Origin of the sequence: Pseudonocardia oceani, from assembly GCF_019263585.2 — a bacterium.
Lineage (GTDB): Bacteria > Actinomycetota > Actinomycetes > Mycobacteriales > Pseudonocardiaceae > Pseudonocardia > Pseudonocardia oceani.
This window is the reverse complement of the sequence record NZ_JADQDF010000001.1, coordinates 3,210,876-3,226,414: the sequence shown is the minus strand read 5'-3', so window position 1 is coordinate 3,226,414 and position 15,539 is coordinate 3,210,876. Positions and strand designations below refer to the sequence as shown.

12 protein-coding genes are annotated in these 15,539 nt (G+C 74.6%); 6 read left to right on the top strand and 6 right to left on the bottom strand.

Annotated features, from left to right (window positions below; all coding sequences use genetic code 11):
• Positions 1 to 179: 179 nt before the first annotated feature.
• Complete coding sequence (locus I4I82_RS16180; RefSeq protein ID WP_218591592.1) at positions 180 to 2,012, bottom strand: acyl-CoA dehydrogenase; 1,833 nt, start codon at positions 2,010 to 2,012, stop codon at positions 180 to 182.
• A 186-nt stretch (positions 2,013 to 2,198) separates the two neighbouring features.
• On the opposite strand from I4I82_RS16180, the gene I4I82_RS16175 reads away from it, so the two are divergent.
• A complete protein-coding gene (locus tag I4I82_RS16175) occupies positions 2,199 to 3,209 on the top strand; it encodes a peptidoglycan recognition protein family protein (protein WP_218591591.1) in 1,011 nt (336 codons plus the stop codon).
• 16 nt (positions 3,210 to 3,225) lie between these two features.
• On the opposite strand, the gene I4I82_RS16170 is transcribed toward I4I82_RS16175, so the two are convergent.
• Positions 3,226 to 4,023, bottom strand: coding sequence for a glucose-1-phosphate cytidylyltransferase (locus tag I4I82_RS16170; RefSeq protein ID WP_218591590.1), 798 nt, complete (start codon positions 4,021 to 4,023; stop codon positions 3,226 to 3,228).
• On the bottom strand, positions 4,023 to 4,718 hold the full coding sequence (locus I4I82_RS16165) for an IspD/TarI family cytidylyltransferase (RefSeq protein ID WP_218591589.1): 696 nt from the start codon (positions 4,716 to 4,718) through the stop codon (positions 4,023 to 4,025). The genes I4I82_RS16170 and I4I82_RS16165 overlap by 1 nt, the downstream gene beginning before the upstream one ends.
• Between I4I82_RS16165 and I4I82_RS16160 the strand changes: the two genes are divergently transcribed.
• Positions 4,684 to 7,344 (top strand): helix-turn-helix transcriptional regulator, encoded by a 2,661-nt coding sequence (locus I4I82_RS16160; RefSeq protein WP_218591588.1) that lies wholly within the window; start codon positions 4,684 to 4,686, stop codon positions 7,342 to 7,344. The two genes, I4I82_RS16165 and I4I82_RS16160, sit on opposite strands and share 35 nt — an antisense overlap.
• A 15-nt stretch (positions 7,345 to 7,359) precedes the next feature.
• On the opposite strand, the gene I4I82_RS16155 is transcribed toward I4I82_RS16160, so the two are convergent.
• The 3 genes from I4I82_RS16155 to I4I82_RS16145 form a co-directional block, all read right to left on the bottom strand.
• The gene (locus I4I82_RS16155) at positions 7,360 to 8,826 is read right to left on the bottom strand and encodes a dynamin family protein (RefSeq protein WP_218591587.1); all 1,467 of its coding nucleotides are present in this window, start codon (positions 8,824 to 8,826) and stop codon (positions 7,360 to 7,362) included.
• Positions 8,823 to 10,628 carry a dynamin family protein gene (locus I4I82_RS16150; RefSeq protein ID WP_218591586.1) on the bottom strand — a complete coding sequence of 602 codons (1,806 nt, stop codon included), beginning with the start codon at positions 10,626 to 10,628 and terminating at the stop codon, positions 8,823 to 8,825. The genes I4I82_RS16155 and I4I82_RS16150 overlap by 4 nt, the downstream gene beginning before the upstream one ends.
• A gap of 103 nt (positions 10,629 to 10,731) precedes the next feature.
• Positions 10,732 to 11,508 carry a hypothetical protein gene (locus tag I4I82_RS16145; RefSeq protein WP_218591585.1) on the bottom strand — a complete coding sequence of 259 codons (777 nt, stop codon included), beginning with the start codon at positions 11,506 to 11,508 and terminating at the stop codon, positions 10,732 to 10,734.
• A gap of 277 nt (positions 11,509 to 11,785) precedes the next feature.
• Between I4I82_RS16145 and I4I82_RS16140 the strand changes: the two genes are divergently transcribed.
• The 4 genes from I4I82_RS16140 (at position 11,786) to I4I82_RS16125 (ending at position 15,507) form a co-directional block, all read left to right on the top strand.
• A complete protein-coding gene (locus tag I4I82_RS16140) occupies positions 11,786 to 13,822 on the top strand; it encodes an Hsp70 family protein (RefSeq protein ID WP_218592059.1) in 2,037 nt (678 codons plus the stop codon).
• 123 nt (positions 13,823 to 13,945) lie between these two features.
• Positions 13,946 to 14,194: a hypothetical protein gene (locus I4I82_RS16135; RefSeq protein WP_218592060.1), complete on the top strand. Its 249-nt coding sequence runs from the start codon at positions 13,946 to 13,948 to the stop codon at positions 14,192 to 14,194.
• Positions 14,191 to 14,643, top strand: a complete 453-nt coding sequence (locus I4I82_RS16130; protein ID WP_218592061.1) for a GNAT family N-acetyltransferase — start codon at positions 14,191 to 14,193, stop codon at positions 14,641 to 14,643. Before I4I82_RS16135 ends, I4I82_RS16130 begins: the two co-directional genes overlap by 4 nt.
• Positions 14,644 to 14,685: 42 nt before the next feature.
• Positions 14,686 to 15,507, top strand: a complete 822-nt coding sequence (locus tag I4I82_RS16125) for a hypothetical protein (protein WP_218592062.1) — start codon at positions 14,686 to 14,688, stop codon at positions 15,505 to 15,507.
• The last annotated feature ends 32 nt before the right edge of the window (positions 15,508 to 15,539 follow it).

The following is a 15,539-nucleotide window of genomic DNA, read 5'->3' as shown; positions in this document are numbered from 1 at the left end:
CGCAGGACCAGCACCGCGAGCTGGGTGGGTGCGCGGAGGGCGCGGTCACGGCCGTCCACGACGGCCACCTGCCCGGGGTGCTCCCCGACCACGCGGACGACATCGTCATGGTCGACGTGCCACCGCCCGAGCAGGGCGTCCGCGGCCTGGCCGACTACGAGCGGACCTGGAGGCCCTGCCTAGAACGCGGCCTCCGACAGCTCCATCAGGCTGTTGTCGGCCTGCTCGAGGATCGCGCGCTGGCTGGTGAGCAGCGGGAGCTGGGTCTTGGCGAAGAACCGCGCGACGCCGACCTTGCCCTCGTAGAACGCCTGGTCCTTGGCGCTCACCTCGCCGCCGAGCGCGGTGAGGGCGACGTCGGCCTGGCGCAGCAGCAGCCAGCCCACGAGCAGGTCGCCCAGCGCCATCAGCAGCCGGACGCTGTGCTGCCCGACCTTGTAGATGCTCGACGGGTCCTGCGCGCTCGCCATGAGGTAGCCGGTGAGCGTGCCGAGCATGCCCTGGACGTCGGCCAGCGCGGTGGCGAGCAGCGCCCGCTCCTCCTTGAGCCGCCCGTTGCCCGACTCGGCATCCAGGAAGGCCTGGACCTCGCCGGTGACGTGACCCAGCGCCTGCCCGTTGTCGCGCACGATCTTGCGGAAGAGCAGGTCGAGCGACTGGATCGCCGTGGTGCCCTCGTACAGCGAGTCGATCTTCGCATCGCGGATGTACTGCTCGAGGGGGTAGTCCTGCAGGTAGCCCGAGCCGCCCAGGACCTGCAGCGCCTGCGGCAGCTGCTCGGTGGCGCGCTCGGAGCCCACGCCCTTGACGATCGGCAGCAGCAGGTCGTTGACGCGCTCCTCCAGCGCGACGTCCTCGCCCGCCTCCTTCCCGACGCGGATCCGGTCCTGGAAGGTGGCCGTGTAGAGGTAGACGGCGCGCAGGCCCTCGGCGTAGGCCTTGTTCGTCATGAGCAGCCGGCGCACGTCGGGGTGGTGGGTGATCGTGACGCGCGGCGCGGTCTTGTCGAGCATCTGCGGCAGGTCGGCACCCTGGACGCGCTCCTTGGCGTACTCCAGTGCGGCGAGGTAGCCCGCCGAGAGCGTGCCGATCGCCTTCGTGCCGACCAGCATCCGCGCGTGCTCGATGACCTCGAACATCTGCGCGATGCCGTCGTGCACCTCGCCCAGCAGCCAGCCGACGGCCGGGGTGCCGTGCTGGCCGAACGTCAGCTCGCACGTGGTGGAGGCCTTGAGGCCCATCTTGTGCTCGACGCCGGTGACGAAGGCGCCGTTGCGCTCGCCGGGCTCGCCGGTCTGCGTGTCGAAGTGGAACTTGGGCACCAGGAACAGCGAGAGGCCCTTCGTGCCGACCTTCGCGCCCTCGGGGCGGGCCAGGACCAGGTGCATGATGTTCTCGGCCATGTCGTGCTCGGCCGAGGTGATGAAGCGCTTGACGCCGTCGATGTGCCACGTGCCGTCGGCCTGCTGCACGGCCTTCGTCCGGCCGGCGCCGACGTCGGAGCCCGCGTCGGGCTCGGTGAGCACCATCGTGGCGCCCCAGGCGCGCTCGATCATGAGCTCGGCCCAGTGCTGCTGCTCCTCGGTGCCGTTGCGGTGCACCACGGAGGCGAAGTTGGGGCCGGCCATGTACATGAACGCGGCCGGGTTCGAGCCGAGGATCAGCTCCGCGGCGGCCCACTGCACGGTCGGCGGGATGCCGTAGCCGCCCAGCTCGACGGGCAGGCCCAGGCGCCACCACTCGCCGTCCAGGAGGACCTTGTAGGAGTCCTTGAACGACTGCGGCAGCGTGACCGAGAACGTGGCCGGGTCGAACACCGGCGGATTGCGGTCGGCGTCGGCGAAGGGCTCCGCCAGCGGCCCGGTGGCCACGGCGTTGAGCTCCTTGAGGGTGTCGCGGGCGGTCTGCAGGTCGACGCCGTCGAACGGTCCGCTGCCGAGCCGCTCCTGGACGCCGAACACCTCGAAGAGGTTGAACTCGAGGTCGCGCAGGTTGCTCCTGAAGTGGCCCATGGCCCCGTGTCTCCTTCTACCCGTCGGTAACCACAGCGTATTACTCATCGGTAACCAGGGCAAGAGGGGATACCGCCCGCCGCTGTCCGCCTGCCGGGTGATCACACCTTGGTGTCCGGCCGTTGTGCACGGTGCGTGAGGGGCAGAGGGTTCTCCTGGTTCGGATGGTGCACAGGGGGAGTAACGATGAGTGCAGCGCGCATCACGCGGCGTAGCCTTCTGGTCGGCGGGGCCGCCCTGCTGGCCGGTGCCGCCCTGCCGGGCACCGCGCACGCCGCGGCGCCCGCGCCCCCGATCCTCGACTGCGCGGCGTGGGGCGCGCGACCCAACAGCCGGATCGTCAACGTCGTCACGCAGCGGCCGGTGAAGATCCTCGTGCACCACACGGCCACCCCGAACGTCGTCGACCTCTCCCGCGGCGCCGCCGACTCGCTGGCCCGCGGCATCCAGAACTTCCACATGGACCGGCGCGGCTGGCTCGACTCCGGCCAGCACTTCACGATCAGCCGCGGCGGCTTCGTACTGGAGGGGCGCCACCGCAGCCTCGAGGTGCTGCGCGGCGGGCGCCAGCAGGTGGAGGGCGCGCACTGCACCGGGCAGAACTTCGTCGCCGTCGGCATCGAGAACGAGGGCACCTACACCGACACCGAGCCGACGGGCGTGCTGTGGGACCGGCTGCGCGAGATGTGCGCCTACATCTGCGGCCAGTACGGCATCGCCCCGACCGAGATCTACGGCCACCGCGACTTCAAGGACACGCTCTGCCCCGGCGACGTCCTCTACGGCATGCTGCCGCGGCTGCGCGGCGAGGTCGGCGACGCGCTGGGTCGGCGCGTGGAGGGTTCCTCGGTGCGGGCCGCGTCCTGGCCGGTGCTGCGCGAGGACGACCGCGGGCCGGTGGTGCGCGCGGCGCAGCACCTGCTCCGCGCGGCAGGGCGCACCGAGGTGGCCGTCGACGGCGCGTTCTCCGCGCCGATGGCCGAGTCGGTGCGCCGCTTCCAGGCCGACCACGCCACCGAGGAGGTCAACGGGATCATCGGTGGCGAGTCGTGGCCGCTGCTCGCCGCGCCCGTCCGCGCGGGCGAGGGCGGGGAGGCCGAGCAGGCCGTCGAGGCGCTCGTGGCGAGCAGCTCGATGCGCCCGCCCTCGACGGTGGGCCGCCAGGAGTGGATGCAGCTCCTGACGGCCGCCCGCTGAGGGACACCGCCGAGCGTCAGTCCCAGAGCTTCCAGGGGGCGTCGCCCTTGGCCCAGAGCTCGTTGAGGGCCTGGTAGTCCTTGTAGGTGTCCATCGCGGCCCAGAAGCCCTCGTGCTTGTTGACGGTGAGCTGCTCGTCGCGCGCCAGGCGCTGCAGCGGCTCGGCCTCCAGGAACAGGCCCTCGGAGTCGTCGAGGTAGTCGTCGAGGAAGCTGCGGTCGAATACGAAGTAGCCGCCGCTCACCCAGCCGGTGACCTGCGTGGGCTTCTCGTTGAACTCCGCGACGACGTCGCCGTCGACCCGCATCTCCCCGAACTTCGAGGTCGGGTGCACACCGGTGACGGTGCCGATCCGGCCCGCCTTCTCGTGCAGCTGCGCGAGCTGCTCGATGTCGACGGCGCTGACGCCGTCGCCGTAGGTCATCATGAAGTGCGGGGTGTCGATGTAGTCGCGGATGCGGCGCAGGCGCGCGCCCGTGCCGGCCTCGAGACCGGTCTCCGCGAACGTGATCTCCCAGTTCTCGTCGCCGCGCCCGGAGGCGAACTGCGGCTCGTGGTCGCCGTCGGAGAGGCTGAGCGTGAAGTCGGCCAGGTGCGCGCGGTAGTCCAGGAAGAACTGCTTGATCTCCCAGCCCTTGTAGCCCAGGCAGAGGATGAAGCGCCGGTACCCGTAGTGGCTGTAGAGCTTCATGATGTGCCACAGGATCGGGCGGTCACCGATGTCGACCATGCCCTTGGGCAGGCGCTCGCTGACCTCGCGGATGCGGGTGCCCTGGCCTCCGCAGAGGATGACGACCGGGGTCTGGGGGTCCATCAGGAGGGATGTCCTTCCGTTGCGGGAGCGGCGCCGGCGGAGGCGATCCGGTCGAGGATCGCCAGCTCGGCCGGCGTGGTCACGTGCAGGTTCGCGGGGTCGCCGGGAACGGTGTCGACGCGGTGGCCGCGTTCGACGAGCAGACCCGAGTTCTCGACCGGCCGGGGACGGTCGGCGTGCACCTCGCGCAGCACCTCGGCGCGGAACGCCTGGGGTGCCTGGGTGAGCACGAGGTCGTGCTTGGGGATCGTGGCGGTGACGCGCCCGCCCTCGACGCGCTGCACCACCTCGAGGATCGGCAGCACCGGCACCGCCCCGTCGGCGCCGCGGCGCACGGCGTCGGTGACGGCGGTGAACAGCGCGTCGGGGGCCAGTGGGTGCGCGGGGTCGCAGACGACGACGATCCCGGTGCCGTCGGGCACGGTGGCCAGCCCCGCGCGCAGCGACTCGGATTGGTGGTCGCCGCCCTCGGCGAGCGCGTCGACCGGTTCGCCGTCCCAGCCGCAGCCCGGCGGCAGCACGACCGTGACGCCGTCGCACGTCCGGCGGGCGGCGGCCACCGTGCGGTCGATCATGCGGATGCCGCCGACCGGCTGGAACTGCTTGGGCCGGCCGCCGAAGCGCTGCCCGCTGCCGCCGGCGAGCACCAGTGCCCACACCGTGGCGTCCGAGGGGGACGCGTCGGGGCTGCTCACGTCTGCGCATCCTTCCAGTGCCACCCGATCGGGCGGGGATCGGGCGGCGGACGGACGGCGCCGCGGCCCGGGGCGTGACCGGCGCTACGCTCGCCTGCGCCCGGCAGGGGACCAGCGCAGGGGGAGGCGGACACTGAACGCGTCGACGCTCGCCGACGGTGCCGAAGTCGCCCTGCGCGACGTCGCCAGCGACCCGGTCACGACCCGCCGCATCGACGTCGTCGGTCCGGGCGGGTACGGCAAGACCGCCGTCCTCACCGCGCTGGCCGCCACCTGGGCCGCCGCGGGCGTCCCCGTCCGCCGCGACGCCCCCGAGCCCGGCGAGCCGCTGGACCCGGGCACCGCGCTCGTCGTCGACGACGCCCACCTGCTGCCCGACGACCGGCTGCGCCACCTCACCGCGCTCGCCGCGGGCGACACCGGCCGCATCGTGATCGCGCACCGGCCGCACCCGGAGTCGCGCGCCATGGCCGCGCTGGGCGCGGAGCTGTCGCGGCACGGGCGGCCCGTGGTCCTCGACGTGCTCGATCGCGGGGCGCTGGCGGTCCGCGCGCAGCGCCTGCTCGGCCACGTCCCCGACCCGGCCGTGCTCGACACCGTGCTGCTGCGCTCGGCCGGCATCCCCGCGCTGGTCGACCTGCTGCTGGAGCTGCCCGGCACCGGCGAGCTGCCGGCCGACCTGCTCGCCCAGCTCGGGTACGCGCTGGAGGAGCTCTCCCCCGGAGTGCGCGAGCTGCTGCTGGCCCGCGCGATCGGCGCGCCGCGCGACGCCGAGGTCCTGGTGCCGCTGCTCGGGCTGCCCGGCGCCGACGCCCTCGACGAACTCGTCGTGGCGGCGTGGGCGGAGGGACGGCTGCTGGCCGACGGCGGCGCCGTGCCGCTCGTGTCCGCCGCGGTGCTGGCCCGCACGCCGCCCGCGGCCGCGATCGAGGTGCGCCGCGCGCTGGCCGAGATCGAGCTCGAGCGCGGCGGCGACGTGCTGACCGCCGCCCGGGGGCTGCTGCGCGCGGGCGGCACCGGGAAGCGGGTGGCCGCGGTGTTCGCCGCCGCCGCCGACCAGGCCGTGCGCACCGGCGCGGGTCCCGCCGACGAGCTGTACGAGGCCGCGATCCGCGCCGGCGCGGCCCCGCTGGAGCTGGCGCCGCGCCGGGCCGAGGCCGCCGTCATCGCCGGGAGGCTCGACCTCGCGCTCGACCACGCCGACCGCGTCCTCGACGCCGTCGACGGGCCGGACGGAGCGGTGTCCGACGCCGCCGCCCGCCGCGCCGGGGCCGTCGCCGCCGCCGTGCTCGCGCGCCGGGGCAACCTCGCCCGCAGCGCCGAGCTCTACCGCTGGACGACCTCGCTGGGTGCCGCGCCGGCGCTCGCGGTGCCCGCGCTCGTGGGCACGGGCGCGCTCGACGAGGCCCGCGCCGCCCTCGCCGCACCCTCCGCGCCGGGCCGCCGCCCACCGACGCTGCGCTCGGGCGCCGAGGAGCTGACGGCGCAGGGCGTGCTGGAGTCTGTGGTGGGCGCCCCGACCGGCGCGATGTCGAAGCTGGTGCGCGCGGCCGGGCTGATGGAGCCGCCCAACCGCGCCGCCCTGCTCACCGACACCCCGGCCGCGCTCGCCGCGCTCGTCGCCGTGCAGTGCGGGGAGCTGGCCGTCGCGCAGTCGGTGCTGGAGCGCGCCGAGCGCGTCGGGCTGGGCGGCTGCGGCGCGGCCGTGCGGCACCGGCTGCTGCTGGGCTGGATCGCGATGTACCGGGGCGAGAAGGCGGCGGCCCGGGCGGCGCTCGACGTCGGCACCCGGCTCGAACCACGCGACGAGCTCCTGGCCGCGGCGCTGGAGGTGGCGCTGGCCCGGCGCGCGAGCGACCCGGCCGCGCTGATGGTCGGCTGGGCGCGGGCGCGCGAGGCGATCGTGCACCACCCCGTCGACCTGTTCGTCCTGCAGCCGCTCTCCGAGCTGCGCGTCGCCGCGGCCCGGCTGCGCGAGCAGAGCTGGGTCGAGCCGCACCTCGACGAGGCCGCGGCGCTGCTCGCCCGCCTCGGCAACCCGCTGCTGTGGGCCGCCCCCCTGCACTGGGCGGGCGTGCACGCCGCGATGTTCGCCCAGAACCCCGACGCCGCCGCGCCCGACGTGGCCGCGCTGCAGGCCGGGTCGTCCACCAGCCGGTACGCGGCGGCGATGGCGGTCGGCGCGCGGCAGTGGCTGCTCGTGCTGCGCGGCGAGGTCGACCCGGCCGCGGTGGAGTCCGCCGCGCGCGGGCTGCACGCCGTCGGCCTGTCCTGGGACGGCGGACGCCTGGCCGGGCAGGCCGCGATCCGCACGCGCGACAAGACGGGCATGGCGTCGCTGCTGGGCACCGCCCGCGCGCTGCAGGTCGTCGAGCAGGCCCCGGAGCAGGCGCCCTCGGACCCGGCCTCGACGCAGCAGGCCCCTGCGCGCGACGACGTGCTGAGCGACCGCGAGCGCGAGGTCGCCGCCCTCGTGCTGGAGGGGCTGACCTACAAGCAGATCGGCGAGCAGCTGTTCATCTCGGCGAAGACGGTGGAGCACCACGTGTCCCGGATGCGCCAGCGCCTCGGGTCGGGGAGCCGGGGCGAGCTGTTCGCCCACCTGCGCGGCATCATCGGTACCTGACGGGCACGGCCGGGATCAGCGCGGCAGCGACGCCAGCAGGCCCTCGCACGTGCGCACCAGCGTGCGGGCCGTACCGACCTGGGAGCGGTCCGACAGCGGGCTCTCGGCCCGGCGCTGCCAGCCGCCCAGCGCGGCGAGGGCGGCCTCGCGCAGCTGCGCCGGGTCGGCCGACGGCTCGAGCCCGAGCCGGGCGGAAGCGGTGCCGCCGTCGCCGCCGAGCAGGCGCTCGGCCTCGACCCGGACGTCCTTGGGCAGCGTCACGACCCGCGTGCGCAGCGCGGTGAGCAGGCGCAGCTCGGTGAACTCGTGCGCGCCCGCGGTGATCCGCTCGACCTCGCGCGCCAGCGGCACCGAGGCGGGGATCGGCTCGCGCGCCAGCACCAGCTCCAGGGCCAGCAGCGCGGAGCGGGACTTGAGCAGGTCGCGGCGCTCGGTGAACTGCGTCGTCAGCACGGTGCGCAGCTCGTCGAGCCCGCTGCGCTTGACGAGCTCGGCCGACAGCGCGCCCGGGTCGTCGGTGCCGCGGCGGATCAGCGTGATGCCCAGGCGGACGCCGAACAGGCCGAAGCGGTCGAGCAGAGCGGCCCGGGTCTCGGGGTCGAGCGGGGCCGTCTCCGACGCCCGGACGAACCGGTCGGCCGAGAGCAGCAGCGGCTCGGTGTCCGACGCCTCCGCCTTGGCCAGCGTCGCGAGCGCGGTGAACTCGGCCTGGCGCATCGTGCGCCCGCTCTGCGCGAGCAGCCCGGCGACGGCGACGACGGTCTGGCACAGCGAACGCAGCTTGTCGTCGCGGCGGTAACGGCCGGCGATCTGGCGGGCCGAGGCCATCGCGTCGAGGCGCCCGACGCCGATCTCGTCGGCCCGCGAGAGGATCGCCACCGTGTTGACCGGGGCCGCCTTCGCGACGCCCTGGTCGTGGAAGGACTCCAGGAACCGGACGTCGGAGACGTGCAGGTGGCGCATCAGGTAGAGGACGGCGTCGGCCGGTGCCGGCGCGTCCTCGGGCACCAGGAACGCCCCGGCGCGGGCCGAGGTGTCGGCCGACATCGACGCGATGCCCGGGGTGTCGATCAGCGAGGTGGTGCGCAGGCTCTGCGAGGGCCAGTCGACGACCAGCCGGTCGACGCGCTCGGCCGGCGTGCCGCCGAGGTCGATCGTCAGCGCGCCGTCGCGGCGGGCCACCGTCAGCGGCCGGGGCCGGCCCTCGCGCGGGATCATGAGGACCTTGGGGCTGGGCCCGTCCTGGTACCAGGTGACGACGCGCGTGCACTCCCCCGCGTCGGTGGGCGCGATCTCCTCGCCGACCAGCGCGTTGAGCAACGTCGACTTGCCGGCCTTGACCTTCCCGGCGATCGCCACCCGCAGCGGCTCCTCGAAGCGGGCCAGGTGCTGGCGCAGCCACGCCGTGGCCTGCGGGCTGTCGCGGTAGGCCTCGACGCCGTCGCGCAGCACCCCGCGCACGGCCACCCCGAGCGGGGTCACACCAGCACCTTGCGGGCCCCGGGGACCAGCGCGCGCGCCTTGTCCTCCAGCTTGGCGATCCGGGCGAGCTCGGCCTCCAGGTCGCGGATGCGCGCCTGGCGGACGTTCTCGTCGCCGCTGACGGCCTTCTGCGCCGCCTTCACCGAGCTGTCGACGGAGGTCTGCAGCTCCTCCGCCAGCGAGGTGAAGTGGTCACGCAGCTGGCGCTGGACCTGGCGGAGCATGTCGCGGGAGTCCTTGCCGACCTGGAACGTCACCTCGTCGAGGTGCTTGCGCACGGCGGCCTTCGCCTCGGAGGTGCGGCGGGCGAGCTGGCGGGCCTGCTCCTCGCGGACGGTCTTGGCCCCGAACAGCAGCCCGGCGCCGATCGAGAGCGGGTTGAGCATCGCGAACCCCGCCAGCGTGGTGGCCAGGCCGATCATCAGCATGCCGCCGTAGCCGCCGCGCGCGCCGATGTAGAGCTTCTGGCCGAGGCCGATGCGCTCCTGCTCGGGGCGCTCGAGGCGCTGCACCTGCCCGCCCATCTCGCCGCGGCCGGTGTGCAGCGCGGGGAGCACGGAGTCGCCCTCGGCCGCGAAGTGCTCGGCGACCTGGCCCGCGAGCCACTCCGCGCGCTGCCCGGCCCAGACGAAGTTGGCCGACGTCGCCGTGGCGACCTGGCCCTCCAGCCACTGGCCGAACTGGTCCCAGATGTCGGCGGGGTCGGCGGCGTCGAGCAGGCTGTCGGCCTCGCGGCCGATGGCGCGCAGGCGGTCACGCAGGTCGTGCTCGATGTCGGCGGCGAGGTCCTGCACGCCGTCGTTGAGCGTGTGCTGCCAGCGGGCCGACCGGTCCTTGAGCGCCATGGCGCGCCCGCGCGCGATCTCCAGCTCGGACACCAGCGCCCCGGCCCGCTGCGGGTCGCGCTGGGCGGCGAGCTCGGCGCGCATGCTCGCGGCCAGCTGGTCGGCCACGGCGAGCACGTCCTGGCTGGTGGAGCGGCGGTCGAGGTCGTCGGTGCGGGCCAGCACCTCCTTGCGCAGGTAGGTGACCAGCGCGGCGAACCCGGACTCCTCGTTGAGCTCGGCGTCCTCGCTGCGCACCGCCTCCAGGCGCAGCACCGACGACACGGGGAACAGCTCGGCGGTGATCCCGGCGCCTGCGAGGTGGCCGCGGTCGAGGTCGGTGATGCGTCGCCACTGCGGGTAGAGGTCGGTCTTGGTGATCACACCGGCGACGTTGGGGCACAGGCGCATCGCCGTGGCCAGGAACTCCAGCTCCGGCGCGGTGTACTCCTGCGAGGCGTCGGAGACGAGCAGGACGGCGTCGGCCGTGGGCAGCGTCGCCATCGTGGCCGCGCCGTGCGCCGAGCCGAGGCCACCGACCCCGGGGGTGTCGACGAGGACGAGCCCGTCCTTGAGGAGGTTGCGCGGCAGCCCGACCTCGGCGCGCGCGAGGCCCTGGCGGTTGCCGGGGTTGCCCGCCTCGGAGACGTAGTCGGCGAGCTTCGCGACCGGCACGTCGCTGCGGCGGCGCTGCTCGCCGTCCCAGACGAGGGTGACCGACGGCTTCTCGGCGTAGAGGACGGCCGTGGGCACCGCGGTGGCGAGGTCGTCGTCGACGGGGCAGACGGGCGCGTTGATCAGAGCGTTGACCAGCTGGCTCTTGCCCTGCTTGAACTCCCCGACGACGAGCACCCGGACGTTCGGGTCCTCCAGGCGCCGGCGCGTGTGCTCCAGCCGGCCCGTCAGGTCGGGACGGTCGTACGCCGTGGACGCCCGCACCGCGAGATCGACGAGCTCCATCGCAGCAGGTACCGCCACCGACGCATCCCTCCCCTGGCAACGGGGCCACCATACGGCGAAGCCGGCTCCACTCCCGGGTATCCCCGGGGGTGGAGCCGGCTCCGTGTCGTGCAGGGGTGGATCAGAGCTCGATCTCGTTGTCCTCGACGTTGACGTCGAGGTTGCCCGAGTCCTCCACCGAGTTGTCGGTGTTGCCCGAGTCGTTCACCGAGTTGTCGATGTCGGTGTCGATGTCGGTGTCGATCTCGGTGGTGGTGGTGACCGTGGTGTCGTTGTCCTGGTCGTTGTCGTTGCTCGTGGAGTTGTCGTCCTGCGAGCCCGAGGCGCTGCTGCCGTTGTTGCCGAAGGCGCCGCCGTCGTCGACGGTCACGCCGCCCTGGATCGAGCCCTCGCCGAACGCGCCGTCGCCGACCTGGTTGCCGTTGCCGATCACGTTGTCGTCACCGGTGACGATGTTGCTGTCCTCGATGTCGTCGCCGGCCGCCACCGCGCCGTCGCCGGAGGCGGAGACGATGTCGTTGTCGAAGGTGACGTCGCCGTCGGCGATGACCGTGCCGTTGAAGGACTGGTCGTTGTAGACGTCGTTGTCCTCGTTGGTGACGTAGGTGTCGCCGTAGTTGTGCACGATCTCGGTGAGGTGGCGGGCGATGGCCTCGTGGTCGCTCTCACCGTCGTGGGGGACCGTGTTGGTGAAGGTGCCGCCCAGGTTGACGTCGTCGCGGCCGTTGTTCTCGACGAAGGCCACGATGGCGTCGTCGAAGTCGGCGCAGGAGAGGTCGCCCAGGCCGTGGTCGGTCAGGTAGCCCGACGGGTCGGCGAGGTACTCGGCGCGCTCCTCCGGGTCACCGAAGATGTTGTTCAGGAACTCCATGATGGTGGCGCTGAGGCTGGTGCTCATGATGACTCCAGGGTGTGGGGAGGCGTTCTGGGTGGGTATCGCGTCACCGGATGACCCGGCGTTGAGGAGAACGTTAGGAGTCCGCGGGCTCCGGGCCATCGGGGATCACCCACAGTTCCCGGCTGGTCACGCCCGGGGAACGGCGTTGGGGGGGCGTTAGGGGATTGGGGGATGCACTCCCCGATCGGGTCGTGGTCGACACTGGGGGCTAACAACTGGGCGTGTTCCTCCGATGGCGAGGAGTAGGGCGCGCCATCGGGGGCACGAGGGGACGACCATGGGATACCAGCTGGGGATCGACCTGGGGACGACGTACACGTCCGCAGCGGTGTGCCGGTCCGACGACCGGCGCTGGGTCGAGCCCGAGGTCGTCACGCTCGGGACGCGCGGCGCGACCGTGCCGTCGGTGCTGTTCCTCGCCCCCGACGGCTCGGTGGTCGTCGGCGACGCCGCCGAGCGCCGCGCCCTCACCGATCCCGACCGCGTCGTCCGCGAGTTCAAGCGCCGGATCGGCGACGACACCCCGATCGTCGTCGCCGGCCGCGCCTTCGCCCCCGAGGAGCTCTCGGCGCGCCTGGTGCGCTGGGTCGTCGACCGCGTGGCCGAGCGCGAGGGCGGTCCCGCCAGCCGGATCGCCGTCACGCACCCCGCGTCGTGGGGCCCGCACAAGCGCGATCTCCTCGCCGGCGCGCTCGCCGCGCAGGGCGTCTCCGTCACGTTCCTCGCCGAGCCGCAGGCCGCCGCGCTGCACTACGCCGCGGCCGAGCGCATCGAGCCGGGCTCCACCGTCGCCGTGTACGACCTGGGCGGCGGCACGTTCGACGCCGCCGTCGTCCGCAAGGCCGACCCGGCCCGCGCGGGCGCCGGCACGGCCGGGTTCGGCCTGCTCGGGCGCCCCGAGGGCCTCGACCGCGTCGGCGGCATCGACTTCGACGAGGCCGTCTTCGAGCACATCCGCGACGCGCTGCCCGAGGTCTTCTCCTCCCTCGACCCCGCCGACCCCGCCACGCTGTCGGCCGTGGCGCGCGTGCGCCGCGACTGCACCGAGGCCAAGGAGGCGCTGAGCAGCGACACCGAGGTCTCCATCCCGGTCCTGCTGCCCGCGGCGCGCGGCTCCGTGCGACTGCACCGCAGCGAGTTCGAGTCGATGATCCGGCCCTACGTGGAGGAGACGGTCGCCGCGCTGCGCTCGGCCGTCGGCTCCGCCGGGCTCACCCCCGACCAGCTCACCGCCGTGCTGCTGGTGGGCGGCTCGTCGCGGATCCCGCTCGTCGCGCAGCTGGTGTCGGAGCAGTTGGGGCGCCCGGTCGCCGTCGACGCCGACCCGAAGAACGCGATCGCGAAGGGCGCCGCGCTGTCGGTGTCGCCCAAGCCCACGGCGTCGTGGCCCGGCGTGTCGATCCCGGTCGTCGCCGGCGCCGCCGCCGAGCCCGTCACGTCCCGCGTCGCCGCGCCCGCGCCGCAGCCGCCGCGCCCCTCGCGGGGCACGCCGCCGCTGGGGGTGCCGCAGACCCCGGCGCCCGCGCAGTCCTACCCCGCCCAGTCCTATCCCGCGCAGTCGTTCGCACCCCACGGCGCCGCGGCCCAGCCCTCCACCCCGCCCCGCGGCGGACCGACGCACGAGCCGGCCACGGCGCTGCTGTCGGGCCAGGGCGCACCGCCCCCGCCGCCGCGGCCACGGGCGGAGCCCCCGGTCCGCTACGACGGCCCCGACGACGGCGAGCGCTACGACGACCGCTACGACGACGAGCCGCGCCGCCGCCCGATCGGCGTGCTGATCGGCGTCGGCGGACTGGTGGCGGTCGCGCTGCTCATCATCGCGGTGCTGGCCTGGCCGACCGGGGAGAACGGGCTGTCCGGCAGCTCGGTCGGCACCGTCGGCGACACGGTCTCGCCCACGCCCGAGGTCACCCCCGAGCCCTCGGAGGCGCCGGCCGAGCCCGCGCCCGGTGCCGGGTCGGGCAACGGCTCCAGCAGCGGGTCGGGCTCCGGCTCGTCCGGCGGTGGATCCGGTGGCGGCTCGGGCTCCGGCGGCGGCGGCGGAGGGAACGGCGGCGGCGGTACGCCTCCGGCGTCCTCGGCCCCGCCCGTCGTCGTCGACCCGCCGCCCGTGGTGGACCCGCCGCCGCCCGTGGTCGAGCCGACCGTCGACCCGACCACCGGGGGCGGCACGACGACCCCGGCCCAGGGTCAGGGCACCACGCCCCCGGCGAACCCCGGCACCGGGACGCCGAACACCGAGACCGAAGTGGCCAGCCCGCCGTCGTCGACGGGCACGACCGGCACCCCGGTCACCACGGGCCAGACGGTCTGAACCAGAACTCCTCCGCCTCCGTGGCGGAGGTGGAGCCGGGACCGGTGCGGAGGGGAGCCCCGCGCCGGTCCCGGACTCGTGCACGAACCGGTCCGAGGACGAGATGGTGGAGAGTTTCCTGTGGTGAGGGTGGGCGCGGCGGTCGTCGCGATGGAGGTGGCGGCGCTGGCACTGGCGGCGCTCGTGTTCGGCTGGGTGGCGCTGGTCGTCGGCGTGCCCGCGCTGCTGGCCACGGTCCTCGTGCTCGTGGGGCTGCGGCTGGCGCGGGGGCCGGTGCGGCGACTGCAGGAGCGGCGCGCCGCGGCGTTCGCGACCGAGGGCCCCGAGCAGGGCGGCCTGATGAGCGGCTTCTTCGAGGTGCCCGCGCGGTGACCCCGACGGTGCGGCCGGCGCGCGCGGGGGAAGCCGCGCTGCTGGCCGCACTGGCGGTCCGGTCCAAGGGTCACTGGGGGTACTCCCCGGCGTTCCTCGTCCGGTTCGCCCGCGGCCAGGCCCTGACCGAGGACGTCCTCGGCGCCAACGACGTCCGCGTCGCCGAGCGCGACGGCGCACCGGTCGGCTTCTGCACGCTGCTGCACCGCGGCGGCACCGTCGTCCTCGACGATCTCTGGGTCGACCCGGCCGAGATCGGCCGCGGCACCGGGCGCCTGCTGTTCGAGCACGCCCGCGACCGGGCGGCCGCCACGGGAGCCCGCGTCCTGGAGTGGGGCGCCGACCCGCACGCCGTCGGCTTCTACGAGCGGATGGGCGCGGTCACCGTGGGCTGGGCCGACGCGCTCGACGGACGCCAGCCCGTGATGCGGCTCGCGCTGGACGGGTGACCCCACGGCGGTGCGGATCCGCACCGCCCGACATGTCACGGCATGCTGGTCGACGTGCTGATCGGGGTGGGAGCGGCGTTCGTCGCGATGCTCCTGAACAGCGTCGGCGCGCTGCTGCAGGCCGACGGCGCGCTGCGGGCCACCCGGTCGCGCCCGATCGCGGTGCAGCCGCGCTACCTGGCCGGCCTGGGCTGCGACGGCCTGGCCTGGCTGTTCAGCGTCGTGGCGCTGCGGTTCCTGCCGGTGTTCGCGGTGCAGGCGGTGCTCGGCGGCACGATCGCGCTGACGGCGCTGGCCGGGCAGCGCATGTTCGGCACGGTGCTGCGGCGCGTCGACCGCTTCGCCGTCCTCGCCTGCCTCGCCGGGCTGGTGCTCGTCGCGGCGTCGGCGGGGCGGACGCGGCCCCCGACCCGCTCGCCCGTCGTCGACGTCGTGCTGCTGGTGTCGGTGCTGCTGCTGGGCGTCGCCGTGCTCGTCCTGCGGCGCGGTCGCCGGGCCTGGCCGCTCGCGGTCGTCGCCGGGCTGGGGTTCGGCGGGTCGGCGCTGGCCGTGCGCGCCGCGCACGTGCAGGGCGGCCTCGACCCGTCCCGCCTGCTGTCGCAGCCAGCCAGCTACCTCGTGCTGGGCTTCTTCGCCGTCGGGCTGCTGGGGTACTCGTCCGCGCTCTCCCGCGGTCAGGTCGCGTCGATGACGGCGCTGCTCACCGTCACCGAGGTCCTCGTGCCCGGGCTGGTGGGCATCTGGCTGCTCGGCGACCCCGTCCGGCCGGGCTGGTGGCCCGTGCTGGTCGCCGGGCTGACCATCGCCGTCGCCGGGGTCGTGGTGCTCGCCCGGGCGCCCGCCGAGCGACCACGCAGGAGGTGAGTTCCGTTCCGTCCACGACACGGGCCCGCCGG